Source organism: Citrobacter sp. RHB35-C21 (genome assembly GCF_013816515.1).
Classification (GTDB): Bacteria; Pseudomonadota; Gammaproteobacteria; order Enterobacterales; family Enterobacteriaceae; genus Citrobacter; species Citrobacter braakii.
This window is the reverse complement of the sequence record NZ_CP057147.1, coordinates 1,107,105-1,132,890: the sequence shown is the minus strand read 5'-3', so window position 1 is coordinate 1,132,890 and position 25,786 is coordinate 1,107,105. Positions and strand designations below refer to the sequence as shown.

Below are 25,786 nucleotides of genomic sequence, written 5' to 3'. Positions count from 1 at the left end.
GGCGGAAGGGGCAACAACCTGCTGGCCGAGCGTTATGGATTCCTGCCTCGTCCCTCGACAACCGCAATGGCATTAAAGAGACTTTGGCGCTGAACAAAGGGATTTTCCTCGATTTAACCCAGCACACCGATGTGATCCTGAAAAAGTCGTATGAAGTACTGCATGGCGGCCTGAATAACGTCAATTCGATTCAGAGCTGGTCGAACGCATAAGGTTGTCCGGCCTGCATTGAGTGCTACATGCAGGCCGATAAACCCATTATCATCAGGCAATATTCAGATATTTATGGGTCTGCATCGACAGACGCCAGTTACGCGCAATACAAGTATCAATACACAAACGCGTGGCATCTTCTTTCTGGCTGATTGGCTGTAAGGCGATGATACGCGGTTTGTCGTCGCTCAACGTAGCCAGCAGTTCATCCAGCGCTTCAATATCGCGAACGCGACCAACCGGATGTTTGATTTCATTCGCACGCTCCAACGCCTGCGACAGCACATCATAACCGCCGCGCATATTCACCTTCGGCGATACGGTCACCCAGGTATTCGGCGTACAGCGCACTTCGTGGGTACCGCTGGTTTCAATCTGGCAGCTAAAGCCATTCTTTTCCAGCAGGTCTGTCAGCGGCATCAGGTCATGAATGCAGGGCTCGCCACCGGTTATCACCACGTGACGGGCGGTATAGCCCTGACGCACAATGACCGCCAGCAGATCCTCGCTGCTCGCCGCCCCCCATTTATCGCTCTCTTTGGTCTTAGCCAGGATGCTGTACAGGGAAACTTCCCGATCCTCAAGCTTATCCCAGGTGTGTTTGGTATCGCACCAGGCACAGCCAACCGGGCATCCCTGTAAACGAATAAAAATGGCGGGGACGCCGGTAAAGTAACCCTCACCTTGCAGGGTCTGGAACATCTCGTTAATCGGGTACTGCATAGCGCTCTCAATATGGGGATAAACGATAATTATCGCAGATCCCCGCCAAAGTATCATGCCCCATCGATGCTTTACGCGGCGATCGCCGCGGCAAAGCGTGCCGTAATCTGCTGCGGACGCGTGATAGCCCCTCCAACCACCACGGTATGGGCACCTAATGCCAGGCAACGTGCAGCACGTTCCGGGGTATCGACGTTTCCTTCCGCCACGACCGGTATGCTGACCGCAGCCAACACCTCCCGTAAAAAACCACAGTCGTTTTCCGCCAGCACATGCCCGACAGTGTCAGCGGTATAGCCGTAGAGCGTAGTGCCCACGCAGTCAAACCCCAGACGCTCGGCGGTCACCGCCTCGTCTACAGTGGCGATATCCGCCATCAGCAGTACGGACGGGTAGCGAGCGCGGACCTGTGCGACCAGTTCTTCCAGCGTTTGCCCACCAGGGCGCGGGCGCGCTGTCGCGTCCAGAGCAATAATTTCCGGCTCAACGGTCATCAACTCATCCACTTCCTGCAGGGTGGCCGTGATAAACACATCACTACCCGGATAATCGCGCTTGATAATCCCAATCACCGGCAGTGAGACGATCTCTTTGATAGCGCGAATATCCACCACGCTGTTCGCACGGATACCTACCGCACCGCCCTGTGCTGCCGCCAACGCCATACGCGACATAATAAATGGACTGTGCAGAGGCTCATTTTCCAGCGCCTGACAGGAGACGATTAATTTACCTTTCAGGCAATCCAGTACAGTTTTCATTACGATAAGATCTCTTCGACTTCGTTTTTAATGATGGTGACATGCGGGCCATAGATCACCTGAACACCGTTACCGCGAATAATAACGCCACGTGCTCCGGTCGCTTTCAGCGCCGCTTTATCTACCTTGCTGCTCTCTTTCACCGTCACGCGTAAGCGTGTGGCGCAACAGTCCACCTCTTCCAGATTCTCTTTGCCTCCCAGTCCAGAGATGACTGCCGCTGCGCGTTCACTTTGAGGCAGACCGGATTCAATTGGGGTTACGTTTTCACGCCCTGGTGTCAGCCAGCCAAAGCGGTTAATCAAATAGCGGAAGGTAAAGTAGTAAAGGAAGAACCACGGTATCCCCACCATGGGAACGTACATCCAGTTGGTTTTAGCTTCCCCCTGTAAGACGCCGAAGAGGAGGAAATCGATAAGACCCCCCGAAAAAGTTTGCCCAATAGTGATATGTAAAATATGAGCCATCATAAACGCCAGGCCATCGAAGAAGGCGTGAATGACATATAACACGGGAGCCACAAAGAGGAAGGAGAACTCGATAGGCTCAGTGATCCCCGTCAGGAAAGAGGTCAGGGCTGCCGACAACAGCAGGCCGGCGACAAGCTTTCTGTTCTCCGGCTTGGCAGTGTGGTACATCGCCAGGCATGCGCCAAGCAGGCCAAACATCATGGTAATGAATCGCCCGGACATAAAGCGCGAGGTGCCCGCATAGAACTGCTGCGTATTCGGATCGGCAAGTTGGGCAAAGAAAATCCGCTGCGTACCTTCAACCAACTGGCCGTTGACGATTTCGCTACCGCCAAGCGCCGTCGTCCAGAACGGCAAATAAAAGATATGGTGTAAACCCAGTGGGCCAAGCATACGCAGGATGAAGCCGTACAACAGTGTCCCCAGATAACCCGTCGCATCCACCAGACCACCCAGCCCAAAAATGAGTTTCTGGAAATGCGGCCAAACCACTGTCATGACAGCCCCCACAACAATCGCGGCAAGGGAGCTAATAATCGGTACAAAGCGCGAACCGCTGAAGAAACCAAGGAACTGAGGTAGTGAGACTTTATTGAAACGGCTATGCAGCGCGCAGGTGACAAGACCAATAACCACCCCACCAAACACGCCCGTTTCCAGCGTCTGAATACCCAGCGTCATCCCCTGGCCAACGGCACCAGGGTTCTCGTGCGCCAGTGTCCCGTTGAGGGTCAATAAGGCATTGATAGTGGCATTCATCACCAAAAATGCCAGCAATGCCGCCAGCCCGGCGGTACCTTTATCCGTTTTCGCCAGTCCTACAGCGACACCCACTGCAAACAGCACCGAAAGATTGGCAAACACAATAGAACCGGCGCTGGTCATGATTGTGAAGATTGCCTGCAACCAGTCGACATCCAAAAACGGATAAGCCGTCAATGTGTTTGGATTCGACAGTGCGCCGCCAATCCCTAACAACAGTCCCGCGGCGGGCAATACCGCAATCGGCAACATGAAGGATTTGCCGAAGCGCTGCGCTTTTTCAAACCATGCACCCGATGAGGCGCCGCTAAACATTTGCATCATTTTTTCATCTCCCCGACTAGTGATGAAAATTTTTACCATGATTATTTTTATAAATGAAAATTATCATCAAAAACCAGGAAGCCGATCATACTTTTTTAAAATGACTGGCATCTCTCCCCTGCTTTCCGCCACACTATCAGCAGAGAAACGCATTAAGGATTTTGCATGTCAGAAAATGAAAACCTGCTGCTGAGATTGCGCCAGAGCGTTGACGGATATAGCCGAACACAACAGAAGCTGGGAGAGTTTGTGCTAAGCGATCCGGCAAAAGTTGTCTACCTGACGATTACCGAACTGGCGCGTGAAAGCGACACCAGCGAAGCTAGCGTCACACGGCTGTGCCGTACGCTGGGGTGTAAGGGCTATAACGAGTTCAAAATGGCGCTGGCACTCGATCTCCAGCAAGAACAGCCGGTAGAGCACAGCGGGGATGAAATTGACAATGTGGTCAATGAATCCGTGCAAGCACTGCAGGACACCGCAAAATTACTCGACAGAGCATTACTTGAAGCAGCCGCTCTTGCGCTGCATCAGGCGCAGTCGGTACAGATTTATGGCGTAGCGGCCAGCGCCATTCTGGGGGAGTATTTACATTACAAACTCCTGCGCTTGGGCAAACCCGCACAATTGTTCAGCGATATGCATCGCGCAGCCATGAACGCCACAACGCTAAGCAAAGACACGCTCGTGGTGGCGATTTCCAGCTCAGGCTCCACGCGCGATCTGCTGCATGTCGTTAAACTGGCGCGTAAGCAAGGCGCGCGCGTACTGGCGTTAAGTAATACGCCGCGCAGTCCGTTGGCTTCGCTGAGTGATATTCAACTGGTCGCAGCCAAACCAGAAGGTCCGTTGAGTGCTGGTGCGCTAAACGCCAAGGTGGGAGTGATGCTGTTGGTAGAACTGCTCACCACTTCACTGATTGCGCTGGATGAAAAGTACAGTGATGTGAGCCAGAAAACCGCCAGTGCGACCTTACCGCTACTGCTTTAGCGGCATAAAAAAACCCGCCGCAGCGGGTTTTTACGTTAAGAGTTAAAGAACAGGATTACGCCTGACCTTTGATCTCTTTACGACCGTTGTACGGCGCTTGTTCACCCAGAGCTTCTTCGATACGAATCAGCTGGTTGTACTTAGCAACGCGGTCAGAACGGCTCATAGAACCGGTTTTGATCTGGCCTGCAGCGGTACCAACAGCCAGGTCAGCGATGGTAGCGTCTTCAGTTTCGCCAGAACGGTGAGAGATGACAGCGGTGTAGCCAGCGTCTTTCGCCATTTTGATCGCAGCCAGAGTTTCGGTCAGAGAACCGATCTGGTTGAATTTGATCAGGATGGAGTTAACGATGCCTTTTTCGATGCCTTCTTTCAGGATCTTGGTGTTGGTTACGAACAGATCGTCACCAACCAGCTGGATTTTGTCGCCCAGAACTTTAGTCTGGTATGCGAAACCGTCCCAGTCAGACTCGTCCAGACCATCTTCGATGGACACGATCGGGTACTGTTTGGTCAGTTCTTCCAGGAAGTGGGTGAATTCTTCGGAGGTGAATGCTTTGTTGCCTTCGCCAGCCAGAACGTATTTACCGTCTTTGTAGAATTCAGAAGCTGCACAGTCCATCGCCAGGGTGATGTCTTTGCCCAGCTCGTAGCCAGCTGCTTTAACCGCTTCAGCGATTACAGCCAGAGCTTCAGCGTTGGAACCCAGGTTCGGCGCGTAGCCGCCTTCGTCACCCACTGCAGTGTTCATACCTTTAGCTTTCAGAACTTTAGCCAGGTTATGGAACACTTCAGAACCCATACGTACGGCTTCTTTCAGGGTTTTAGCGCCAACCGGCTGAATCATGAACTCCTGGATGTCAACGTTGTTGTCAGCGTGCTCACCACCGTTGATGATGTTCATCATCGGAACCGGCATGGAGTATTTGCCCGGAGTACCGTTCAGTTCAGCGATGTGTGCATACAGCGGCAGGCCTTTAGCAGCAGCTGCTGCTTTGGCGTTCGCCAGGGACACAGCCAGGATGGCGTTTGCACCGAAGTTGGATTTGTTTTCAGTACCGTCCAGATCGATCATGATCTTGTCGATGCCAGCCTGATCTTTAGCATCTTTACCCAGCAGAGCCTGAGCAATTGGGCCGTTAACAGCTGCAACAGCTTTCAGTACGCCTTTACCCATGAAACGGGATTTGTCGCCGTCGCGCAGTTCCAGTGCTTCGCGGGAACCAGTAGAAGCACCTGACGGAGCTGCTGCCATACCAACGAAACCACCTTCCAGGTGTACTTCGGCTTCAACAGTCGGGTTACCACGGGAGTCGATGATTTCACGACCGATGATTTTAACGATTTTGGACATTAGATTTTCCTCAGTACAAGTTAAACTAAAACTCCAGACAAACAATGCACCCGGATGGGTGCATTGCCGTTCTAACTTTTTTACTTCTTACTTCGCCTGACGCTTCTGATGTTCACTGGCGGCTTTCACAAAGCCGGCAAACAGCGGGTGCCCATCACGTGGCGTGGAAGTAAATTCCGGGTGGAACTGACAGGCCACGAACCACGGATGATTCGGTACCTCAATGATCTCGACCAACTGATCATCACCGGAACGGCCTGCAATACGCAGACCCGCAGCTTCAATCTGTTTCAACAGCATATTGTTGACTTCGTAACGGTGGCGATGGCGTTCAACAATTGTCGGCGCGCCGTACAGCTGACGAACCAGGCTATCGTCGCTCAACTGACACTGCTGGGCGCCAAGGCGCATTGTGCCGCCCAGATCGCTCTTCTCGGTACGGACTTCAACGTTGCCGTCTTCATCGCGCCATTCGGTAATCAGGGCCACCACCGGGTACTTACAGTCTGGCACAAATTCCGTGGAGTTGGCGTTATCCATACCCACTACGTTACGTGCAAACTCAATCAACGCAACCTGCATACCCAGGCAAATACCCAGATAAGGAACATTGTTTTCACGCGCAAAGCGCGCTGTCGCGATCTTACCTTCAACACCACGGTAGCCGAAGCCGCCAGGGATCAGGATTGCATCAAGACCTTTCAGGATCTCAACGCCGCGCGTTTCGACATCTTGCGAATCGATCAGCTTAATGTTGACGGTGACACGATTCTTCAGACCACCGTGCTTCAATGCTTCGATAACTGACTTATAGGCATCCGGCAGTTCAATATACTTGCCGACCATACCGATAGTCACTTCGCCTGCCGGATTCGCTTCTTCGTAGATAACCTGTTCCCATTCTGACAGATTAGCTTCCGGACAGTTCAAGCTGAATCGTTTACAAATATAATCGTCAAGGCCCTGGGATTTCAACAGGCCTGGAATTTTATAGATGGAATCGACATCTTTCATTGAAATAACGGCTTTTTCTGGCACGTTACAGAACAATGCAATTTTTGCACGTTCGTTGGCCGGAACCGCGCGATCGGAACGACAGATCAGAATGTCAGGCTGGATACCAATAGACAGCAACTCTTTTACCGAGTGCTGAGTCGGTTTAGTTTTGACTTCACCGGCAGCGGCCAGGTAAGGAACCAGAGTCAGGTGCATGAACAGCGCGTGTTCACGACCGATATCTACCGCTAATTGGCGAATCGCTTCCAGGAATGGCAGGGATTCGATATCACCGACCGTACCGCCGATTTCAACCAGAACGACGTCATGACCTTCGCCACCGGCAAGGACACGCTCTTTAATGGCGTTGGTGATGTGCGGGATAACCTGTACGGTTGCACCCAGATAGTCGCCACGGCGCTCTTTGCGCAGGACATCGGAGTAAATTCGACCGGTAGTGAAGTTATTGCGGCGAGTCATTTTGGTACGAATGAAACGCTCATAGTGACCCAGGTCCAGGTCGGTTTCAGCGCCGTCTTCAGTAACGAACACTTCCCCGTGTTGGATTGGACTCATAGTACCTGGATCGACGTTGATATACGGATCCAGTTTCATCATGGTCACGTTGAGGCCACGAGCCTCAAGAATGGCTGCCAGGGAGGCTGCGGCAATGCCTTTACCCAGAGAGGATACGACCCCGCCGGTCACAAAAATATAGTTCGTTGTCATGCTGGACCTGAGAAGTTAGGGTGAAACGATGGAATTACCAAGACGGGAAAGTAGTATACCCGAACATGACGAGCGCCACAAACTTTCATTATTCCTCCTCTTCACCAGGCTCACATAAACATCGGGAGTGAGAAAATAGCCCCTTTGGGGTAAATGTTTTTGACGTAAATCAAGCGCTTGTTATTTAAAAAATCACACAAATCGCCCTTGACCGACGAAATCCCTTAGAGATCAATTTCCTGCCGTTTTACCTGTTGCCAGACTTCTTCCATAGTTTCCAGATCAACACCAGTCATTTCCAGACCCCGGGCCGCTACAATTCGCTCAACCTCACGAAAACGGCGCTCAAATTTCTCGTTCGCTTTTTGCAATGCGGTCTCAGCTTTAGTGCCTAAATGCCGAGCCATATTGACCGTAGCAAACAGCAGGTCGCCCATTTCCTCCTCCAGTTTAGCCTGGTCGACAACAGCCTGCTTCGCCTCAAACATGACTTCATCGATCTCTTCGTAAACCTTGTCGACAACCGGTCCTAATGTTTTCCAGTCGAAGCCAACATTAGAGCAGCGTTTCTGGATTTTTTGGGCGCGCATTAACGCCGGTAAACTACGGGGAATATCGTCGAGTGCGGAATGCTGCGCCTTCTGGGCGCGTTCTTCGCTTTTGATTTGCTCCCAGCGGGTCAACACCTCAGTGCTGTTACTGGCAGAAACATCAGCAAAAACATGTGGGTGGCGACGCTCAAGCTTATCGCTGATGGCGGCGCAAATATCATTGAAATCGAAACGTCCTTCTTCCTGCGCCATCTGGGCGTAAAACACCACCTGGAACAGCAAATCACCCAGTTCTCCACGCAGGTCGTCGAAGTCTTCCCGCGCAATTGCGTCCAGCACTTCATAGGTTTCTTCGAGGGTGTAAGGGGCAATAGTGGCGAATGTCTGCTCTTTGTCCCAGGGACAACCGTTTTCCGGGTCGCGCAGGCGCTGCATAATACCGAGCAGTCGGTCGATTTGATTCATTGGAATATCCTGAAATTTCAATACGCGAGGCCAGATAAGACGACAGCCGATATCCGGCAACATGGCAATGCCTGATGGCAACGCTAACGCGCCTCACCAGGCATGCAAACTTATCTGGCCTAATAAATAATTAATTACCGTGCAGACGACGTGCGTCGATCACATCCGGCACCTGGTTCAGCTTGCCAAGCACGCGCCCGAGCACCTGCAGGTTATAGATTTCGATGGTCATATCGATGGTAGCCAGCTGCTGTTTGGTATCACTCCGGCTGGCAACCCCCAGCACGTTCACCTTCTCGTTGGCAAGAATCGTGGTGATATCACGTAATAAGCCGCTGCGATCGTTAGCCTGGACGCGAACCACCAGCGAATATCCTGCCGAGTAGCTTTCGCCCCAAACCGCATCAACAATACGTTCCGGCGCATGGGAGCGCAGCTCGGTCAACTGTTCGCAATCCGCCCGGTGCACGGAAATACCGCGGCCCTGAGTGATAAACCCGACAATTTCATCGCCTGGAATCGGCTGGCAGCAGCGCGCGATATGGTGCATCAGGTTACCCACCCCTTCCACCACCACGCGACCGTCGTCTTTACGGCGACTCTGCGGCGCCTGCGTTTTCTGCTGAAGCTGTTTCAGCGCGGCGGCATCCTGTTCGGCTGCGCTTGGCTTATTAAACTGCGCCTGCAGGAAGTTCACCATCTGGTTGAGGCGAATATCCCCCCCACCAATCGCCGCCAGCAGCTCATCCAGCTCATTGAAGCTGTAGCGCGGCAGCAGGTGCTTTTCCGCTTCTTTCAAGCTAATGCCTAAATGCGCCAGCTCATCGTCGAGGATCTGGCGGCCAGCAAGGATGTTTTTGTCGCGGTCCTGTTTACGGAACCAGGCGTGGATCTTCGAACGCCCTCGACTGGTGGTGACATAGCCGAGGTTAGGGTTCAACCAGTCGCGGCTTGGGTTGGGCTGTTTCTGGGTGATAATTTCAATTTGATCGCCCATCTGCAGCTGGTAGGTAAACGGTACGATGCGCCCGCCAATTTTCGCGCCAATGCAACGATGCCCCACATCACTGTGAATATGATAAGCAAAATCGAGCGGTGTGGAGCCTGCAGGTAAGTCCACAACGTCGCCTTTTGGCGTAAAGACGTACACTCGGTCATCAAAGACCTGGCTACGGACTTCATCCAGCATTTCGCCAGAGTCCGCCATCTCTTCCTGCCAGGCGATCAGCTTACGCAGCCATGCAATACGATCTTCATGACCAGAACGCGCTACGCCTGAAGCGGTACCCTCTTTGTACTTCCAGTGTGCCGCAACGCCCAGTTCGGCATCTTCGTGCATCTGTTTCGTACGGATCTGAATTTCAATGGTTTTCCCGCCCGGTCCCAGCACAACCGTATGAATTGACTGATAGCCGTTGGGTTTCGGGTTAGCAACATAGTCATCGAACTCATCCGGCAGATGGCGATAGTGAGTATGCACTATCCCGAGCGCGGCATAGCAGTCCTGTAAACGCTCCGCCACGATACGCACCGCGCGCACGTCGAAAAGTTCATCGAAGGCCAGCTGCTTTTTCTGCATTTTGCGCCAGATGCTGTAGATGTGTTTCGGACGTCCGTACACTTCGGCTTTGACGCCTTCCGTTTTCATTTCTGAGCGCAAATGACCGACGAACTCATCAATATAATGCTCGCGATCGATGCGACGTTCGTGCAGCAGCTTGGCAATACGTTTGTATTCAGCCGGGTGCAGGTAACGGAAGCAGTAATCTTCCAGTTCCCATTTTAATTGCCCGATACCCAAACGGTTGGCCAGCGGCGCATAGATATTGGTGCACTCTTTTGCCGCCAGAACGCGTTCATCTTCCGGTGCATCCTTCACTTCACGCAGATGTGCAATCCGCTCCGCCAGCTTGATGACCACACAGCGGAAATCATCCACCATAGCCAGCAGCATGCGGCGAACGTTATCGACCTGTTCGGATGAGACTGAATCGGTATGAGTGGCCTTAAGCTGGCGTATTGCCGCCATATCCCGCACGCCGTGGATAAGATGAACAATGGATTTGCCCACGCTCTCGCGCAGGATGTCTTCACTGACCACGTTGGCATCTGCCAGAGGGAACAGCATTGCTGCGCGCAGCGTGTCGATATCCATGCTCAACATGGAGAGTATTTCAACCATCTCCACGCCGCGCCACAACAGCAGATCCGCATCCGGATGCCCCTGTGTCTGCTGCTGGCAGTACGCCCAGGTTTCGGCTAAGCGTTCACACGACTGCTGGCTGGAGATCCCCAGACTCGCGATCCATTTCTTTGGATCAAACTCACCAGCTTTATTTATATGTGCACTTCTTACCGCAACCATTGTCCTCTCCTTAAGGGGCCTGGCCTGTCGAAGTCGACAAGCCATACCCATTGTCTTTCACGCTGCATTACCACCCGAAATCCAATGGGTACAAAATTTATTACATACGCTCAAACAGGACCATTGATTCCAGGTGTCCAGTGTGCGGGAACATATCAAGCATCGCCAGTCGCCGTATGGCATATCCCGCGTTGAGCAAAGCGTCGCTGTCACGAGCCAGCGTTGCCGGGTTACAGGATACATAAACAACGCGTATAGGTTCTAATTTTATAATATGTTGCATCACACCTGCAGCCCCCGCACGCGCAGGATCGAGCAATACTTTGTCGAATCCGTTTTTCGCCCACGGCTGCCGGGTAACATCTTCCTCAAGGTTTTCATGAAAGAATGTCACATTGTGTAATCCGTTATTCAGCGCGTTTTCCCGACCTTTTTCCACCAGCGCCGGTACCCCTTCCACCCCCACCACGTTTGCAGCCCGGGTTGCCAACGGCAGGGTAAAATTACCCATTCCACAGAACAGATCGAGTACGCGATCTTCAGGTTGCACATCCAGCCATTCGAGCGCACGGGCCACCATTTGTTGGTTTACCCCTTCATTGACCTGAATAAAATCACGCGGGCTGAAGGTTAACCGTAGTCCATTTGAGTCATACCAGGGCGACTCTTCTGATATTGATTCCAGTATCTCGCTTTGCGGGGCCAGAAACAAAGACAGCCCCTGAGAATGCGAAAAGCATTCCAGTTTTTCTTTATCCTGAGCACTTAATGGCGCCGTGTGGCGCAAAATCATCAGGGTTCCGCTCCCCGCCTGCACCAACTCGACATGACCAAGATGGCGTAACCCTTGCAGACTTTCCAGACACGCCCGGATGTGGGGCAAGAGCGCTTCAAGCTGGGGCACCAAAATAGGGCATTGTTTGACATCGATAATGTCGCTGGATGCGGATTTGCGAAACCCCATCTGCAATTTTTGTTCTTTTGGCCGATAGTTCAGGCTCAACCTGGCGCGACGACGATAGCCCCACGGGGTATCAGCTATAACATCCGACACTTCACATTTCATTAAACGCGACAACGCCGCGCTTTTGCTACGCTGCTGCAACGAGATGCTGGCATGCTGCTGCTGGCAGCCGCCGCACACGCCAAAATGCGGGCAACGTGGCACTTCACGCTGCGGACTGTCGTTTAAACGTCGTTTTACTTGCGCGCGGGCGAACTGTTTTTTATCTTCGGTAATCACCACCTCGGCGCTTTCCTGAGGTAGCAATTCCGGTATAAACAACGCCTTTCCGTTATGGCGAGCAACGCCCTGGCCGAAAGGATCAAGGTCATTGACGGTAACGGTTATGATCTGACGCGTCGTCACGCGTCGTTTTGCAGAGTAGAATTGCGCCATCGACGAGATATATCTCTATTTAACAGTGTGACCCTAATTGTCCCATAACGGAACTCCATGACCAACTACAGCCTGCGCGCACGCATGATGATTCTGATCCTGGCCCCGACCGTCCTGATTGGTTTGCTGCTCAGTATCTTTTTTGTTGTGCATCGCTATAACGACTTGCAGCGTCAACTGGAAGATGCTGGCGCCAGCATCATTGAGCCACTCGCGGTCTCCAGCGAATATGGCATGAATCTGCAAAACAGAGAATCCATCGGCCAACTTATCAGCGTGCTGCATCGTCGCCATTCCGATATCGTGCGGGCAATTTCTGTCTATGACGAGAATAACCGGCTGTTTGTCACATCCAATTTTCATCTCGATCCGTCTGAAATGCAGCTGGCAACCGGTTCACCATTTCCCCGAAAGCTGAGCGTCACCCGGCTCGGGGATATTATGATCCTGCGAACGCCAATTATATCGGAAAGCTATTCGCCGGATGAATCTGCCGTCAGCGACGCCAAAAATACGGAAAATATGCTGGGGTATGTGGCGCTTGAGCTGGACCTCAAGTCAGTACGATTGCAGCAGTATAAAGAGATCTTTATCTCCAGCGTAATGATGCTGTTTTGTATCGGTATTGCGTTAATTTTTGGCTGGCGTCTGATGCGCGACGTGACTGGCCCGATTCGCAATATGGTAAATACCGTTGACCGAATACGTAGAGGACAGCTCGACAGCCGCGTCGAAGGTTTCATGTTGGGCGAGCTGGATATGCTCAAAAATGGCATCAACTCGATGGCGATGTCACTTGCGGCCTACCATGAAGAGATGCAGCACAACATCGACCAGGCCACCTCTGACCTGCGCGAAACGTTGGAGCAGATGGAAATCCAGAACGTCGAACTGGATCTGGCGAAGAAACGCGCCCAGGAAGCGGCGCGTATTAAGTCTGAGTTTCTGGCTAACATGTCGCATGAGCTGCGTACGCCGCTGAATGGCGTGATTGGCTTCACCCGCCTGACGCTTAAAACCGAGCTCAACACGACGCAGCGCGATCACCTGAATACGATTGAACGCTCGGCCAACAATCTGTTGGCCATCATCAATGATGTGCTCGACTTCTCCAAACTTGAGGCGGGCAAACTGATTCTGGAAAGCATCCCATTCCCGCTGCGTAGCACGCTGGATGACGTCGTCACGCTGTTAGCGCACTCATCCCATGATAAAGGGCTTGAGCTGACGCTAAATATTAAGAATGACGTGCCGGACAACGTCATCGGGGACCCGCTGCGCTTACAGCAGGTAATCACTAATCTGGTTGGCAATGCCATCAAATTTACCGAAGGCGGCAATATCGACATTCTGGTCGAGAAACGCGCCCTCAGTAACACGAAAGTGCAAATTGAAGTGCAAATCCGCGATACCGGAATTGGCATCCCTGAGCGCGATCAGTCACGCCTGTTCCAGGCCTTCCGCCAGGCCGATGCCAGTATTTCCCGCCGCCACGGCGGGACCGGACTGGGCCTGGTCATTACGCAAAAGCTGGTCAATGAAATGGGCGGGGATATCTCCTTCCACAGCCAGCCGAACCGGGGCTCCACGTTCTGGTTCCATATCAGCCTCGATCTCAACCCTAACGTTCTCGTGGATCGCTCAACCACGCACTGTCTGGCTGGTAAGCGACTGGCCTACGTTGAACCTAACGCCACTGCCGCGCAATGCACGTTAGATATCTTGAGTGAAACGCCGCTGGAGGTGATTTACAGCCCTTCATTCTCCGGGCTGCCGAAGGATCACTACGATATTCTGCTGCTTGGCATACCGGTCACTTTACGCGAACCGCTCACCATGCAGCATGAGCGGCTGGCAAGCGCAGCGGCGATGACCGACTTTTTGTTACTGGCTCTGCCTTGCCATGCGCAGATCAACGCTGAGAAATTAAAGCAGGGCGGCGCGGCGGCGTGCCTGTTGAAACCTCTAACCTCAACCCGCTTACTGCCAGCGTTGACAGAGTATTGTCAACTGAACCACAGCGCGGCTCCGCTGCTGTTAGACGAGAGCAAAATTGCGATGACCGTCATGGCGGTGGACGACAACCCGGCGAACCTCAAGCTGATTGGCGCACTGCTGGAAGATAAAGTGCAGCACGTCGTGCTCTGCGACAGCGGACATCAGGCAGTGGATCGCGCCAAACAGATGCAGTTTGATCTCATCCTGATGGATATTCAGATGCCAGACATGGACGGTATTCGCGCCTGCGAACTGATCCACCAGCTTCCTCATCAACAACAGACGCCGGTCATTGCGGTCACCGCGCATGCCATGGCTGGGCAAAAAGAGAAGCTGCTCAGCGCCGGAATGAACGATTACCTGGCGAAGCCTATCGAAGAAGATAAGCTGCATAATCTGCTGTTACGCTACAAACCCGGCGCGAGCACATCGCTGAGGGCGCTCGCTGTTGAACCGGTCGTCAATCCGAATACCACACTCGACTGGCAACTGGCGTTAAGGCAAGCCGCCGGTAAAAACGATCTGGCGCGGGATATGCTGCAAATGCTGCTCGATTTTCTGCCCGAAGTGCGTAACAAAATTGAAGAACAGCTGGTAGGTGAAAACCCTGAAGGACTGGTGGATATGATCCATAAACTGCATGGCAGTTGCGGTTATAGCGGCGTTCCCCGCATGAAAAACCTGTGTCAGCTTATTGAGCAGCAATTTCGTAGCGGGAGCAAAGAAGAAGAGCTGGAGCCTGAGTTTTTAGAGCTTCTGGATGAAATGGATAACGTTGCACGCGAAGCGAAGAAGTTGTTAGGGTAAAGATCTGATTGCCGGATGACGACGCTCACGCGTCTTATCCGGCCTTCATGCCACATCATTCAACGTAATTGCTGACCCGCTTTCAGGGTCGCGGCCACGTTTCGCGCCGTCATTCGCACGTTCTCACTCGCGTTCTTCAGCGCCTCATCTAGTGTGCAAACGGTATAGATAACGCTAAAAACCGCATCCAGCCCATGCTCATGTACAACACCGACATCAGCCGTCAGGCTGCCGGCAATGCCAATAACCGGTTTGTTGTAACGCTTTGCCACCTTCGCCACGCCAACCGGAACCTTACCGTGAATGGTCTGGCTGTCGATACGGCCTTCACCCGTGACCACTAAATCCGCATCCGCAACGCAGTCGTCGAGGTGTAACGCATCCGTCACGACCTCAATACCGCAGCGTAACTGCGCACCGCAAAACGCATACAGTGCCGCCCCCATACCACCAGCCGCGCCACCACCCGCCAGTTCCAGCACGTTGACGTCCAGATCGCGGGCAATGAGTTGCGCATAATGCGTGAGCGCCCGATCAAGACGAAGAATCATCTCCGGCGTCGCCCCCTTTTGCGGACCGAAGACCGCAGAGGCCCCCTCTTCACCGGTCAACGGATTAGTCACATCGCAGGCCACTTCAATACGGCACGCGGCAAGACGCGGGTCTAGCTGAGAAATATCAATCCGGGCGAGTGATTCAAGGCCAGTCCCGCCATGAGCAATATCGTTATTTTGCGCATCCAGTAATTTTGCTCCCAGCGCTTGCACCATCCCGGCACCGCCATCATTGGTGGCGCTGCCGCCAATGCCGATAATGATATGTTCAACGCCCGCGTCCAGCGCATGACGGATTAGCTCCCCGGTTCCCCAGGAGGTCGTTTTCAGCGGATCGCGTAAACCTGCGGGAACCTGCTCCAGTCCGCTGGCGGCCGCCATTTCGATAAACGCCGAACGCTCATCCCCGGATAAACCATAAAATGCCTGAATCGTTTTACCCAGAGGGCCGGTAACATCAACATGCACAAGGTGGCCTTGCGTTGCGGCAACCATCGCTTCGACCGTTCCCTCACCGCCATCCGCGACCGGGATCTTCACGTAATTCGCCTCAGGCCAGATCTCACGAAATCCCAGCTCAATAGCCGTTGCCACTTCAAGCGCACTCAAACTTTCCTTATAGGAATCCGGTGCGATTACTATTTTCATAAAGCATCCTTACGCATGTTGACTGTGTTAAGCATACACCAGGAGAAAAACCGCTCCTTTATGGGAGCGGTCCCAGCTCGCTTAGCGTACCATGCACGGACGCTTATTATCAAACGTCCAGTTCGGGATCAGATACTGCATTCCCATGGCATCATCGCGCGCTCCCAGTCCATGTTGCTGATACAGCTCATGAGCTTTCATAACCTGATCCATATCCAGCTCCACGCCCAGACCCGGCTTCGCCGGTACCTGCACCATGCCACCTTTGATTTCAAACGGCTCTTTGGTCAGGCGTTGATTGCCTTCCTGCCAGATCCAGTGGGTATCGATAGCGGTAATTTTGCCCGGTGCCGCCGCCGCAACATGAGTAAACATCGCCAGCGAAATATCAAAGTGGTTGTTAGAGTGCGAGCCCCAGGTCAGCCCAAACTCATGACACATCTGCGCAACGCGGACAGAACCCTGCATAGTCCAGAAGTGCGGATCCGCCAGCGGGATATCCACGGACTGCAACGACAGCGTATGTCCCATCTGACGCCAGTCGGTGGCGATCATGTTGGTGGCGGTCGGCAAACCGGTAGCACGACGGAATTCCGCCATGACTTCACGGCCTGAGAACCCCTGCTCGGCGCCGCACGGATCTTCCGCATAAGCCAGCGATCCTTTCAGGTACTTACCAATTTTAATCGCTTCATTCAGCGACCACGCACCATTGGGATCGAGCGTGACGCGTGCCTGTGGAAAGCGTTTCGCCAGCGCCACAATAGATTCCGCTTCTTCTTCCCCGGCCAACACCCCGCCTTTCAGTTTGAAATCGTTGAAACCATATTTCTCATATGCGGCTTCCGCCAGGCGCACCACTGCATCCGGGGTCATCGCCTCTTCATGACGCAGGCGATACCAGTCGCATTTCTCATCCGGCTGGCTCTGATACGGCAGCGGCGTCGCGTTACGGTTACCGACGAAGAACAGATAACCCAGCATTTCAACTTCGCTACGCTGCTGACCGTCGCCCAGCAGAGATGCGACGTTAACGCCCAGATGCTGACCCAGCAGATCCAACATGGCCGCTTCGATCCCGGTAACCACATGAATAGTGGTACGTAAATCGAAGGTCTGCAAACCACGGCCACCGGCATCACGATCGGCAAAGGTATTGCGGACCGCATTCAGTACGTTTTTGTATTCACCTAACGTTTTGCCCACCACCAGCGGAATGGCATCTTCCAGGGTCTGACGAATTTTTTCGCCGCCGGGAATCTCACCCACGCCGGTATGACCGGAGTTATCTTTGATAATCACAATATTACGCGTGAAGAACGGGGCATGTGCGCCGCTCAGATTCATCAGCATGCTGTCATGGCCCGCAACCGGGATCACCTGCATCGCGGTTACGACTGGGGTAGTAAATTGTGCGCTCATAATTAAGTCCTTATTCAAAATTAGTGGCGGCCGAAAACGGGACGTTTACGGTCAAAAGTCCATCCAGGGATCAGATACTGCATCGGGCCTGCGTCATTACGCGCGCCGCCGGGCAGCGCCTTATAGGCTTCATGCGCTTTCTGTACCTGATCCCAGTCCAGTTCCACGCCCAGGCCGGGCGCGTCGGGTACCGCAATTTTTCCGTGTTTAATCTCCAGCGGATTTTTGGTCAGGCGGCAATCGCCCTCCTGCCAGATCCAGTGGGTGTCGATCGCCGTTGGGTTGCCCGGCGCAGCGGCACCGACGTGGGTGAACATCGCCAGGGAAATATCAAAATGATTGTTAGAGTGGCAGCCCCAGGTCAGTCCCCAGTCATCGCATAGCTGTGCCACGCGCACCGCGCCGGAAAGGGTCCAGAAGTGCGGATCGGCCAGTGGAATATCTACCGAGTTGAGCATCACCGCATGGCCCATCTCACGCCAGTTGGTGGCTATCATATTCGTTGCTACCGGCAGACCGGTTGCACGGCGGAACTCGGCCATCACTTCGCGGCCAGAAAAGCCCTGTTCTGCGCCGCACGGATCTTCGGCGTAGGTCAGAACATCGTTCAGCCCTTTACACAAGGAAATAGCTTCATCCAGCAGCCAGGCACCGTTAGGGTCGACCGTAATACGCGCATCCGGGAAACATTGTTTCAACGCGCGAGCGGTGTCGATTTCCTGCTCGCCAGGCAGCACACCGCCTTTGAGTTTGAAATCTTTAAAGCCGTAGCGATCCTGCGAAGCCTGAGCCAGACGTACCACCGCCTCACTGTTCATCGCCTGCTGGTGACGCAGGTGATACCACTCATGGTTACCCGGCGTGCTGTCCAGATATGGCAGATCGGTTTTGCTGCGATCTCCCACGTAGAACAGATAGCCGAGCACGGTGACCGCATCGCGCTGCTTGCCTGGCCCTAACAGTTCGCAGACCGGTACGTTCAGCGCCTTGCCCAGCAGGTCGAGCAGTGCGGCTTCCAGCGCGGCCACCGCATTTACCCGCAGTTCAAAGGTCCAGGCACCTTTGCCAAAGGTGTCAAAATCAGCGGCCTGGTTGCCTTTATGCACCTGCTGAACCACCTTATTCAGGCGCGCGACTTCCTGGCCCAACACTTGTGGAATCGCGTCCACCAGCGTCTGATAAATCACTTCGCCGCCCGGTGCTTCACCGACGCCGGTATTTCCGGCGTTATCGGTGAGCACGACGATATTGCGGGTAAAGTATGCGTTATGCGCCCCGCCAATATTGAGCAGCATGCTGTCATGACCGGCCACCGGGATGACCTTCATATCGGTAATAATGGGACTCGATTGTGTTGTCATCATCATTGCCCTGCGACAGGTTTCAGTTCGATACGTTTAATATCACCCACCAGCACCAGATAGCTCACTACAGCAATCAGCGCATGCACCCCGACGTAAATCAACGCACCGTTAAACGAGCCAGTGGTACCTACGATGTAGCCGATAGCAATTGGCGTAACGATACCGGAGATGTTGCCAAACATATTGAACAGACCGCCGCTCAAACCGCTGATCTCTTTTGGCGCAGTATCGGCCATCACCGCCCATCCCAACGCACCGATACCTTTGCCGAAGAAGGCCAGCGCCATAAAGCCGATGATCATCCACTCCACGTTGACGTAGTTACAGAAGACCATCACCATCGACAACAGCATACCCAGTACGATTGGCGTTTTACGGGCGATATTCAGCGAACCGGTACGGCGCATCAGCCAGTCGGAAATAATGCCGCCGAGTACGCCGCCTGCGAATCCGCAAATGGCCGGAACCGAGGCAACAAAACCGGCTTTCAAAATCGACATACCGCGTGCCTGTACCAGATAAACCGGGAACCAGGTGATAAAGAAGTAGGTCAGCGCGTTTATGCAGTATTGGCCGATATAAATACCGATCATCATTCGTGAGCCCAGCAGTTGCTTGATCTGCCCCCACTTCACGCTGAACGGCACTTTGGCTTTGGCTGCCGCCTGATCCATATTGATCAGCGCTCCGCCTTCGGCAATGTAGTCCAGCTCTTTTTGGTTTACGCCCGGGTGCTGGTTCGGTTCATGAATCACCTTCAGCCAGATAAAGCTGATAACAATCCCGAGACCGCCCATAAAGAAGAACACATGCGACCAGCCCACTTCGTGGGTCAACCAGCCCATGATTGGCGCGAAGATCACGGTGGCAAAGTACTGCGCCGAGTTAAAAATAGCGACCGCCGTGCCCCTTTCCTGCGCCGGGAACCACGCCGCCACAATACGACTGTTGCCAGGGAAGGATGGCGCTTCGGCTAACCCCACGAGGAAGCGCAGGGTAAACAGCGCAACGATAATGCCGAAGCCGCTGAAGATATCGACGAAGCCCTGCAGCAGGGTAAACATCGACCAGATAAAAATGGACCAGAAGTAAACACGTTTTGAACCGAAGCGGTCGAGCAGCCAGCCGCCGGGGATCTGACCGATAACATAGGCCCATGAAAAAGCGGAGAATACATACCCCATCCCTACCGCATCCAGACCAATATCTTTGGCCATCTCCGAGCCGGCGATGGATAAGGTGGCGCGATCGCCGTAGTTGAAGGATGTGACGATAAACAGCATCACCACTATCCAGTAGCGAGCGTTAGTGCGTTTTTCCGCGCTGCTCGCCGCCTGACTTAATGAACTCATTGTTGCACTCCTGAATCTTGGCTTTCGCCAGTTCATTCTGTACAGCACCTGTAGGGTGATCAGAATGAGAGGTTAGTGTGTGGCAGTTTTGGTACAGCTCAGGGCCGTTTTATTCTGACTCGCTGCCTTTTCGGGAACTGACGGGAAAAGTATATGAAGGAGTGCCTCTTACCCTCACCGTGCAAAAACACAACATTGCGGGAGGTGAATGAGGTTGTTTATGGCATAAGCCTAAGGGAATGGAAGATGCTTCACGAAATTGGCGTTTGGTGGGCGTTTTGTTGCCGGGTAGCAACGCCTTACCCGGCCTACGATCCAAAAGAGAGTAACAGGCCCGTGCAAACAAAGCGCTGCCGGGCGCAAGGTTATTTAAGCAAGGTTCCCCAGTTTTCTACCCAGGGATTGGATTCGCTTTCCGGTTCAGGATGCTCGCTGGCGTCAATCAGCAGCATTTCCCCTACACGGTGGGCGCTTTGTTCCTGCAACAGTGCATCGAACTGCTTGCCGCCATTGCAGAAATTAACATAGCTACTGTCACCCAGCGCAATTACTCCGTAATGCAGATTTGGCTGGAAACCGAGATTATCTTTGATCCCCTGAAACAGCGGCACGATGCTATCCGGCAGATCGCCCTGCCCGGTCGTTGAGGTCACCACCAGCACATATTTTTCCTGATATGCCTGCCAGTCGCTGAGCTCGGGATCTTCGAACACCGTGGCTTTATGACCCTGCGCCGTCAAAATAGCTTCGGCCTCTTCGGCAACCAGCAACGCGTTTCCGTACATCGTGCCGACAAAAATTCCAATTTCCGCCATAATCGTAATCTCCTGGGACTTAAGAATCTATCTGCTCATCCTGACCTGACAGCCCGCTGAACTCAACCCTTTCATTCTCAGGGAGAAGTCCACGCCAGCCAAACTGTGATAGCGCCTGCATCCAGACATCATCCAGCCCGGCGCGAATAACCAGCGGTTCGCCGGTGAAAGGATGAGTCAGCGCAAGCTGGCTGGCATGAAGCATCAAACGCTGACAGCCAAAGTGCTCAGCGGCGCTGCGGTTTTGCCGCAAATCACCGTGCTTACTGTCGCCGATAATCGGATGGCGTAAGTGCGCCAGATGGCGTCTGAGCTGGTGTTTTCGACCGGTTTTAGGATCCAGTTCCACCAATCCGTAACGGGTCGTCGGATAACGCCCGGTCGCTACCGGCATCTCAACCGTCGCCAAACCGCGATAATGGGTGACGGCAGGCTGCGGGCCTTTATCATCACGGGCAAATTTATCGGCGATCTTATCCAGTTCTTCGACCAGCGGGTAATCCAGCACGGCATCATCCATCAGCCAGCCACGCACAATCGCATGATAGCGTTTCTGAATTTGATGATGTTCAAATTGCTGGGACAGCAACCGCCCGGCTTCGCTGGACAGTCCCATCAGCAGTACCCCGGAAGTCGGTCTGTCGAGTCGGTGGGCGGTAAAAACGTGCTGACCAATCTGGTCGCGTACCGTTTGCATCACCACCACTTTCTCATCCCGGTCGAGCCAACTGCGGTGAACCAACCAGCCCGAAGGTTTGTTAACTGCGACCAGCCATTCGTCCTGATACAGAATCTCCAGCATCAGGCGTTATCACTTGTAAACAGTGCATCCAATTCCTGCAATGCCGTCAGGAGAATTTCGCGTTGCGGGTGATCGGCTGCCAACGCCATTTCGTAATACGGTGCGACGGCAAAAGCCTGCGGAAGCGGCTGAGCGTTATCAATCAGCGTATGCATGCGGGGAATCAATACCCATTGCAGCCACTCAACCGGCTCCATGGTATCCATACAAAAAGGCTGCGTGCTGGTAAACAGATGCTCTGCAGGCTCATCCAACCGCCAGTGATTATGTTCACGCAGTAGCGCTTCAAGCGCGTGTAACTGCTGGCGCACACGGTCATGAGTCGTCATGAAATTAACCTCAATGATGAAAAATCTGGCGCGAAGAATAGCACTAGTGAAGGGAAATAAAAAAAGGGAGCACTGTAAAAACAGTGCTCCCGGTTCGTTTCGCAGCGTTCCAGCTACTTTTAGTGCTCCCTGCTCATCCGTGACAACTTTTCCTGTGGTCTTGCGACCTTGTTCATCCTGAACTCGTGCATCCTGCTCACATCACCCCGATGTGAAAACTTCATCCTGAAGTGTCCTGGCCATCCTGACCCGCCGAACATCCTGACCGGCTCTCATTCTCCATCCTGGAGGTGTCCCTTAACGCATCCAGCGCTTTCCGCTTCGCTTCATCCTGAAGCCTGTCCTTGTAACACCGTCCTGGTGTGTCCTGCCGAAGAGCCATCATCCTGATGTTCTCTTCGTTGTGCGACTCCTTGTCGACAGATATAGAATCGCCTGTTTCGCCTTGTCTTACAAGATGCTTACAGACACTCCCTTAAGATTATTTTCGTATGAAAGTTGACAATAAAACATTAACTTTATGAATAATAAGGAATAATTATTTTATCCGTTCATTAAGTCTTTACTTATTACCTGGCAATGTCCTACAGGGTTTGTAAGAGATCTCTCACAAGGTTCAGGGCAATCTGGATTACAGAACCGGCTTAAGCTGAGTGAGAAATTCCGCAAGTGAGTCCGCCAGCACCGTTCGTTTACGGGTTCCCAGCGTTTCTTTGCACACTTCACCGGAGAGATTGCACACCGAAATGACGTCAAGCTCATTGTCCTGGGTGGCAATAAAAAGCGTAGGCGACAGCTTGAGGCGCTTTTGCGTAACCAGGTGACCAATCAGGTTTTCCTGAACGCGCCTGAAGTCGTCTTCGCTCCAGGTTTGCAGCAGCGTTAGTTTTTCATCCGCAAACTGCGCGTGCATGTCCCCGGCAAACTGGGTGGTGTAAAAAGCGTGAACGGCTGGTTGTATCACGATATCAAAGGCGCGTTCAACCGCATTGAGGTTTTTTTCGCCGACAAAAGGCTGAGGTTGCCAGAATACCGCATCGTCTGTGGAAGAAATGATGCACGGAGAAGGTACGCCATACAGCTCATCGCTGAGGGGCCAGCTGTTGTTTTTTTCGTACCATGCGTCGCAATAACGTGTCGTAAAGGCTGTCAACGCCTGCGCTGTCAATTCGTCCACTGATTTCTCTCTTCACAAAAGCCAGGATACACTTGTCGCATAGTGTATCTGGTTTATGACGGTGAAACATGTCCTCTTATGAAAATCATCAGGCGCTTGACGGCCTGACTCTCGGTAAATCAACAGATTACCGTGACAATTACGATGCCAGCCTGCTGCAGGGCGTTCCACGCAGCCTGAACCGCGACCCGCTGGATTTACAGGCCGATAATCTGCCTTTTCACGGTGCCGATATCTGGACGCTATATGAGCTGTCTTGGCTGAATGCCAACGGTTTACCGCAGGTAGCGGTCGGTCATGTAGAACTGGATTACACCAGCGTAAATCTGATCGAATCGAAAAGCTTTAAGCTTTACCTGAACAGTTTTAACCAGACGCGTTTTGATTCCTGGGATGCGGTACGCCAGACGCTGGAAAACGATCTGCGCGCTTGTGCTCAGGGTGAGGTCAGCGTAGCGCTGTACCGTCTTGACGAACTTGAAGGACAACCGATAGCCCACTTTAACGGCACCTGTATCGACAATCAGGATATCGTCATCGATAACTACCAGTTCAGCACAGAGTATCTGGAAAATGCCGTTGGCGGTGAAAAAGCGGTGGAAGAGACGCTGGTCAGCCATCTGCTGAAGTCTAACTGCTTGATCACCCACCAGCCGGACTGGGGCTCCATACAGATTCAGTATCGCGGACGAAAAATCGATCGCGAGAAGCTGCTGCGTTATTTGGTCTCCTTCCGTCACCATAATGAGTTTCACGAGCAGTGCGTGGAACGCATTTTCAATGACATTCTGCGCTTCTGCCAGCCGGAGAAACTGAGCGTTTACGCACGCTACACGCGACGTGGCGGCCTGGACATTAACCCATGGCGCACCAACACCGATTTCACCCCAGCAACGGGGCGTCTGGTACGTCAGTAATCTTTTTTCTCAATTTTGCGTGCCGGATTCCGCGCGCAAGGTTGTGAAAGGTCATAAGCCAGGGCTATTGTAATCAACAGGGAATGACGTGTTGCGTCCCATAAGGAGTTTACTTGATTACACATATTAGCCCGCTTGGCTCAATGGACATGTTGTCGCAGCTGGAAGTCGATATGCTTAAACGCACGGCCAGCAGCGACCTGTATCAACTGTTTCGTAACTGTTCGCTTGCCGTTCTGAACTCCGGCAGTTTGACCGACAACAGCAAAGAGTTGCTGTCACGCTTTGAAAGTTTCGACATTAACGTGCTGCGCCGCGAACGGGGCGTGAAGCTGGAACTGATCAACCCACCTGAAGATGCGTTTGTTGATGGACGCATTATTCGCGCACTGCAGGCCAACCTGTTTGCCGTGCTGCGCGACATTCTGTTCGTCAATGGCCAGATCCATAACGCCGGTCGCTTTCAGCATCTGGATCTTGAAAGCTCGGTGCATATTACCAACCTGGTATTCTCGATCCTGCGCAATGCCCGGGCGCTACACGTGGGTGAAGCGCCGAACATGGTCGTCTGCTGGGGGGGGCACTCAATTAACGAAAATGAGTACCTGTACGCCCGTCGCGTTGGTACCCAGTTGGGCCTGCGCGAACTGAACATCTGTACCGGCTGTGGTCCGGGGGCGATGGAAGCGCCAATGAAAGGCGCTGCGGTCGGTCACGCCCAGCAACGATACAAAGACAGCCGCTTTATCGGTATGACCGAACCGTCAATCATTGCCGCTGAGCCGCCTAACCCGCTGGTTAACGAACTGATCATCATGCCAGACATTGAAAAACGTCTGGAAGCGTTCGTGCGTATCGCCCACGGTATAATCATCTTCCCAGGCGGCGTAGGGACAGCAGAAGAACTGCTGTATCTGCTGGGGATCCTGATGAACCCGGCCAACAAAGATCAGGTTTTACCGCTGATCCTGACTGGACCAAAAGAGAGCGCCGATTACTTCCGCGTGCTGGACGAATTTATCGTGCACACACTGGGGGAAGATGCGCGTCGCCACTATCGCATTATCATAGACGATGCAGCAGAAGTGGCTCGTCTGATGAAAAAAGCGATGCCGCTGGTGAAAGAGAACCGCCGTGACACCGGTGATGCCTACAGCTTTAACTGGTCTATTCGTATTGCGCCTGATTTACAGATGCCATTCGAGCCGTCCCATGAAAACATGGCTAACCTGAAGCTGTACCCGGATCAACCCGTGGAAGTACTGGCGGCAGACCTGCGCCGTGCGTTCTCGGGGATTGTAGCCGGTAACGTGAAGGAAGTCGGGATCCGCGCCATCGAAGAGTTTGGCCCGTACAAAATCCACGGTGACCGCGAAATGATGCGCCGCATGGATGATCTCCTGCAGGGCTTTGTTGCACAGCATCGTATGAAGTTACCAGGCTCCGCGTATATCCCTTGCTACGAGATTTGCGCCTAACCTCCAACAGCCGCCAGCAGA

The 25,786-nt window shown here is 53.2% G+C and carries 20 protein-coding genes and 1 pseudogene; 5 read left to right on the top strand and 16 right to left on the bottom strand.

Annotation, left to right across the window (positions count from 1 at the left end):
- Nucleotides 1-86: 86 nt before the first annotated feature.
- A pseudogene (locus HVZ39_RS26550) lies at nt 87-212 on the top strand (hypothetical protein); the annotation flags it as partial.
- Between the two features lie 52 nt (nt 213-264).
- Here the strand turns inward: HVZ39_RS26550 and queE are convergent.
- The 3 genes from queE to HVZ39_RS05485 all read right to left on the bottom strand — a co-directional run bounded on the left by queE (nt 265) and on the right by HVZ39_RS05485 (nt 3,253).
- Nucleotides 265-936: a 7-carboxy-7-deazaguanine synthase QueE gene (gene queE, locus HVZ39_RS05495; protein WP_016154229.1), complete on the bottom strand. Its 672-nt coding sequence runs from the start codon at nt 934-936 to the stop codon at nt 265-267.
- 71 nt (nt 937-1,007) lie between these two features.
- Nucleotides 1,008-1,697: an N-acetylmannosamine-6-phosphate 2-epimerase gene (locus HVZ39_RS05490; RefSeq protein ID WP_016154230.1), complete on the bottom strand. Its 690-nt coding sequence runs from the start codon at nt 1,695-1,697 to the stop codon at nt 1,008-1,010.
- Nucleotides 1,697-3,253, bottom strand: coding sequence for a maltose/glucose-specific PTS transporter subunit IIC (locus tag HVZ39_RS05485; protein WP_181633313.1), 1,557 nt, complete (start codon nt 3,251-3,253; stop codon nt 1,697-1,699). Before HVZ39_RS05485 ends, HVZ39_RS05490 begins: the two co-directional genes overlap by 1 nt.
- 165 nt (nt 3,254-3,418) lie before the next feature.
- Between HVZ39_RS05485 and HVZ39_RS05480 the strand changes: the two genes are divergently transcribed.
- Nucleotides 3,419-4,243, top strand: coding sequence for a MurR/RpiR family transcriptional regulator (locus HVZ39_RS05480; RefSeq protein WP_181633312.1), 825 nt, complete (start codon nt 3,419-3,421; stop codon nt 4,241-4,243).
- Nucleotides 4,244-4,298: 55 nt separating this feature from the next.
- On the opposite strand, the gene eno is transcribed toward HVZ39_RS05480, so the two are convergent.
- The 5 genes from eno to rlmD form a co-directional block, all read right to left on the bottom strand.
- A complete protein-coding gene (gene eno, locus HVZ39_RS05475; RefSeq protein WP_003034129.1) occupies nt 4,299-5,597 on the bottom strand; it encodes a phosphopyruvate hydratase in 1,299 nt (432 codons plus the stop codon).
- 87 nt (nt 5,598-5,684) lie between these two features.
- On the bottom strand, nt 5,685-7,322 hold the full coding sequence (pyrG, locus tag HVZ39_RS05470) for a CTP synthase (glutamine hydrolyzing) (RefSeq protein ID WP_016154233.1): 1,638 nt from the start codon (nt 7,320-7,322) through the stop codon (nt 5,685-5,687).
- A gap of 224 nt (nt 7,323-7,546) precedes the next feature.
- Nucleotides 7,547-8,338 (bottom strand): nucleoside triphosphate pyrophosphohydrolase, encoded by a 792-nt coding sequence (gene mazG, locus HVZ39_RS05465; protein ID WP_016154234.1) that lies wholly within the window; start codon nt 8,336-8,338, stop codon nt 7,547-7,549.
- A gap of 130 nt (nt 8,339-8,468) precedes the next feature.
- The gene (relA, locus tag HVZ39_RS05460) at nt 8,469-10,703 is read right to left on the bottom strand and encodes a GTP diphosphokinase (RefSeq protein WP_016154235.1); all 2,235 of its coding nucleotides are present in this window, start codon (nt 10,701-10,703) and stop codon (nt 8,469-8,471) included.
- A 100-nt stretch (nt 10,704-10,803) separates the two neighbouring features.
- A complete protein-coding gene (gene rlmD, locus HVZ39_RS05455) occupies nt 10,804-12,102 on the bottom strand; it encodes a 23S rRNA (uracil(1939)-C(5))-methyltransferase RlmD (protein ID WP_065554335.1) in 1,299 nt (432 codons plus the stop codon).
- Nucleotides 12,103-12,159: 57 nt separating this feature from the next.
- Here rlmD and barA point away from each other — a divergent pair, with 57 nt between their 5' ends.
- On the top strand, nt 12,160-14,907 hold the full coding sequence (barA, locus tag HVZ39_RS05450; RefSeq protein ID WP_181633311.1) for a two-component sensor histidine kinase BarA: 2,748 nt from the start codon (nt 12,160-12,162) through the stop codon (nt 14,905-14,907).
- A 59-nt stretch (nt 14,908-14,966) separates the two neighbouring features.
- Here barA and HVZ39_RS05445 read toward each other — a convergent pair whose 3' ends face one another.
- The 8 genes from HVZ39_RS05445 to syd all read right to left on the bottom strand — a co-directional run bounded on the left by HVZ39_RS05445 (nt 14,967) and on the right by syd (nt 23,370).
- A complete protein-coding gene (locus tag HVZ39_RS05445; protein WP_016154238.1) occupies nt 14,967-16,109 on the bottom strand; it encodes a glycerate kinase in 1,143 nt (380 codons plus the stop codon).
- 81 nt (nt 16,110-16,190) lie between these two features.
- Nucleotides 16,191-17,531: a glucarate dehydratase gene (gene gudD, locus HVZ39_RS05440; RefSeq protein ID WP_016154239.1), complete on the bottom strand. Its 1,341-nt coding sequence runs from the start codon at nt 17,529-17,531 to the stop codon at nt 16,191-16,193.
- A 20-nt stretch (nt 17,532-17,551) separates the two neighbouring features.
- The gene (locus tag HVZ39_RS05435; protein WP_029139643.1) at nt 17,552-18,892 is read right to left on the bottom strand and encodes an enolase C-terminal domain-like protein; all 1,341 of its coding nucleotides are present in this window, start codon (nt 18,890-18,892) and stop codon (nt 17,552-17,554) included.
- A 2-nt stretch (nt 18,893-18,894) separates the two neighbouring features.
- Complete coding sequence (gene gudP, locus HVZ39_RS05430; protein WP_016154241.1) at nt 18,895-20,247, bottom strand: galactarate/glucarate/glycerate transporter GudP; 1,353 nt, start codon at nt 20,245-20,247, stop codon at nt 18,895-18,897.
- A gap of 365 nt (nt 20,248-20,612) precedes the next feature.
- Nucleotides 20,613-21,062 (bottom strand): flavodoxin, encoded by a 450-nt coding sequence (locus HVZ39_RS05425; protein ID WP_047499385.1) that lies wholly within the window; start codon nt 21,060-21,062, stop codon nt 20,613-20,615.
- Between the two features lie 19 nt (nt 21,063-21,081).
- On the bottom strand, nt 21,082-21,864 hold the full coding sequence (gene truC, locus HVZ39_RS05420; RefSeq protein ID WP_003825671.1) for a tRNA pseudouridine(65) synthase TruC: 783 nt from the start codon (nt 21,862-21,864) through the stop codon (nt 21,082-21,084).
- The gene (locus tag HVZ39_RS05415; protein WP_016154244.1) at nt 21,864-22,193 is read right to left on the bottom strand and encodes a YqcC family protein; all 330 of its coding nucleotides are present in this window, start codon (nt 22,191-22,193) and stop codon (nt 21,864-21,866) included. Before HVZ39_RS05415 ends, truC begins: the two co-directional genes overlap by 1 nt.
- 631 nt (nt 22,194-22,824) lie before the next feature.
- Entirely contained in the window at nt 22,825-23,370 is a 546-nt protein-coding gene (gene syd, locus HVZ39_RS05410) for a SecY-interacting protein (protein ID WP_131346696.1), read from the bottom strand.
- 68 nt (nt 23,371-23,438) lie between these two features.
- Here syd and queF point away from each other — a divergent pair, with 68 nt between their 5' ends.
- Nucleotides 23,439-24,287 carry an NADPH-dependent 7-cyano-7-deazaguanine reductase QueF gene (queF, locus tag HVZ39_RS05405; RefSeq protein ID WP_131346698.1) on the top strand — a complete coding sequence of 283 codons (849 nt, stop codon included), beginning with the start codon at nt 23,439-23,441 and terminating at the stop codon, nt 24,285-24,287.
- Nucleotides 24,288-24,400: 113 nt separating this feature from the next.
- Complete coding sequence (ppnN, locus tag HVZ39_RS05400; protein WP_003840366.1) at nt 24,401-25,765, top strand: nucleotide 5'-monophosphate nucleosidase PpnN; 1,365 nt, start codon at nt 24,401-24,403, stop codon at nt 25,763-25,765.
- The last annotated feature ends 21 nt before the right edge of the window (nt 25,766-25,786 follow it).

Excerpts from the sequence above, each read along its gene's own strand:
- rlmD (WP_065554335.1), bottom strand. The coding sequence starts at position 12,102 with ATGGCGCAATTCTACTCTGCAAAACGACGCGTGACGACGCGTCAGATC.
- pyrG (WP_016154233.1), bottom strand. The coding sequence starts at position 7,322 with ATGACAACGAACTATATTTTTGTGACCGGCGGGGTCGTATCCTCTCTG.
- barA (WP_181633311.1), top strand. The coding sequence starts at position 12,160 with ATGACCAACTACAGCCTGCGCGCACGCATGATGATTCTGATCCTGGCC.
- HVZ39_RS05425 (WP_047499385.1), bottom strand. The coding sequence starts at position 21,062 with ATGGCGGAAATTGGAATTTTTGTCGGCACGATGTACGGAAACGCGTTG.
- HVZ39_RS05435 (WP_029139643.1), bottom strand. The coding sequence starts at position 18,892 with ATGACAACACAATCGAGTCCCATTATTACCGATATGAAGGTCATCCCG.
- eno (WP_003034129.1), bottom strand. The coding sequence starts at position 5,597 with ATGTCCAAAATCGTTAAAATCATCGGTCGTGAAATCATCGACTCCCGT.
- HVZ39_RS05485 (WP_181633313.1), bottom strand. The coding sequence starts at position 3,253 with ATGATGCAAATGTTTAGCGGCGCCTCATCGGGTGCATGGTTTGAAAAA.
- mazG (WP_016154234.1), bottom strand. The coding sequence starts at position 8,338 with ATGAATCAAATCGACCGACTGCTCGGTATTATGCAGCGCCTGCGCGAC.
- HVZ39_RS05415 (WP_016154244.1), bottom strand. The coding sequence starts at position 22,193 with ATGACGACTCATGACCGTGTGCGCCAGCAGTTACACGCGCTTGAAGCG.
- gudP (WP_016154241.1), bottom strand. The coding sequence starts at position 20,247 with ATGAGTTCATTAAGTCAGGCGGCGAGCAGCGCGGAAAAACGCACTAAC.
- queE (WP_016154229.1), bottom strand. The coding sequence starts at position 936 with ATGCAGTACCCGATTAACGAGATGTTCCAGACCCTGCAAGGTGAGGGT.
- HVZ39_RS05445 (WP_016154238.1), bottom strand. The coding sequence starts at position 16,109 with ATGAAAATAGTAATCGCACCGGATTCCTATAAGGAAAGTTTGAGTGCG.
- relA (WP_016154235.1), bottom strand. The coding sequence starts at position 10,703 with ATGGTTGCGGTAAGAAGTGCACATATAAATAAAGCTGGTGAGTTTGAT.
- gudD (WP_016154239.1), bottom strand. The coding sequence starts at position 17,531 with ATGAGCGCACAATTTACTACCCCAGTCGTAACCGCGATGCAGGTGATC.
- truC (WP_003825671.1), bottom strand. The coding sequence starts at position 21,864 with ATGCTGGAGATTCTGTATCAGGACGAATGGCTGGTCGCAGTTAACAAA.
- HVZ39_RS05480 (WP_181633312.1), top strand. The coding sequence starts at position 3,419 with ATGTCAGAAAATGAAAACCTGCTGCTGAGATTGCGCCAGAGCGTTGAC.
- queF (WP_131346698.1), top strand. The coding sequence starts at position 23,439 with ATGTCCTCTTATGAAAATCATCAGGCGCTTGACGGCCTGACTCTCGGT.
- HVZ39_RS05490 (WP_016154230.1), bottom strand. The coding sequence starts at position 1,697 with ATGAAAACTGTACTGGATTGCCTGAAAGGTAAATTAATCGTCTCCTGT.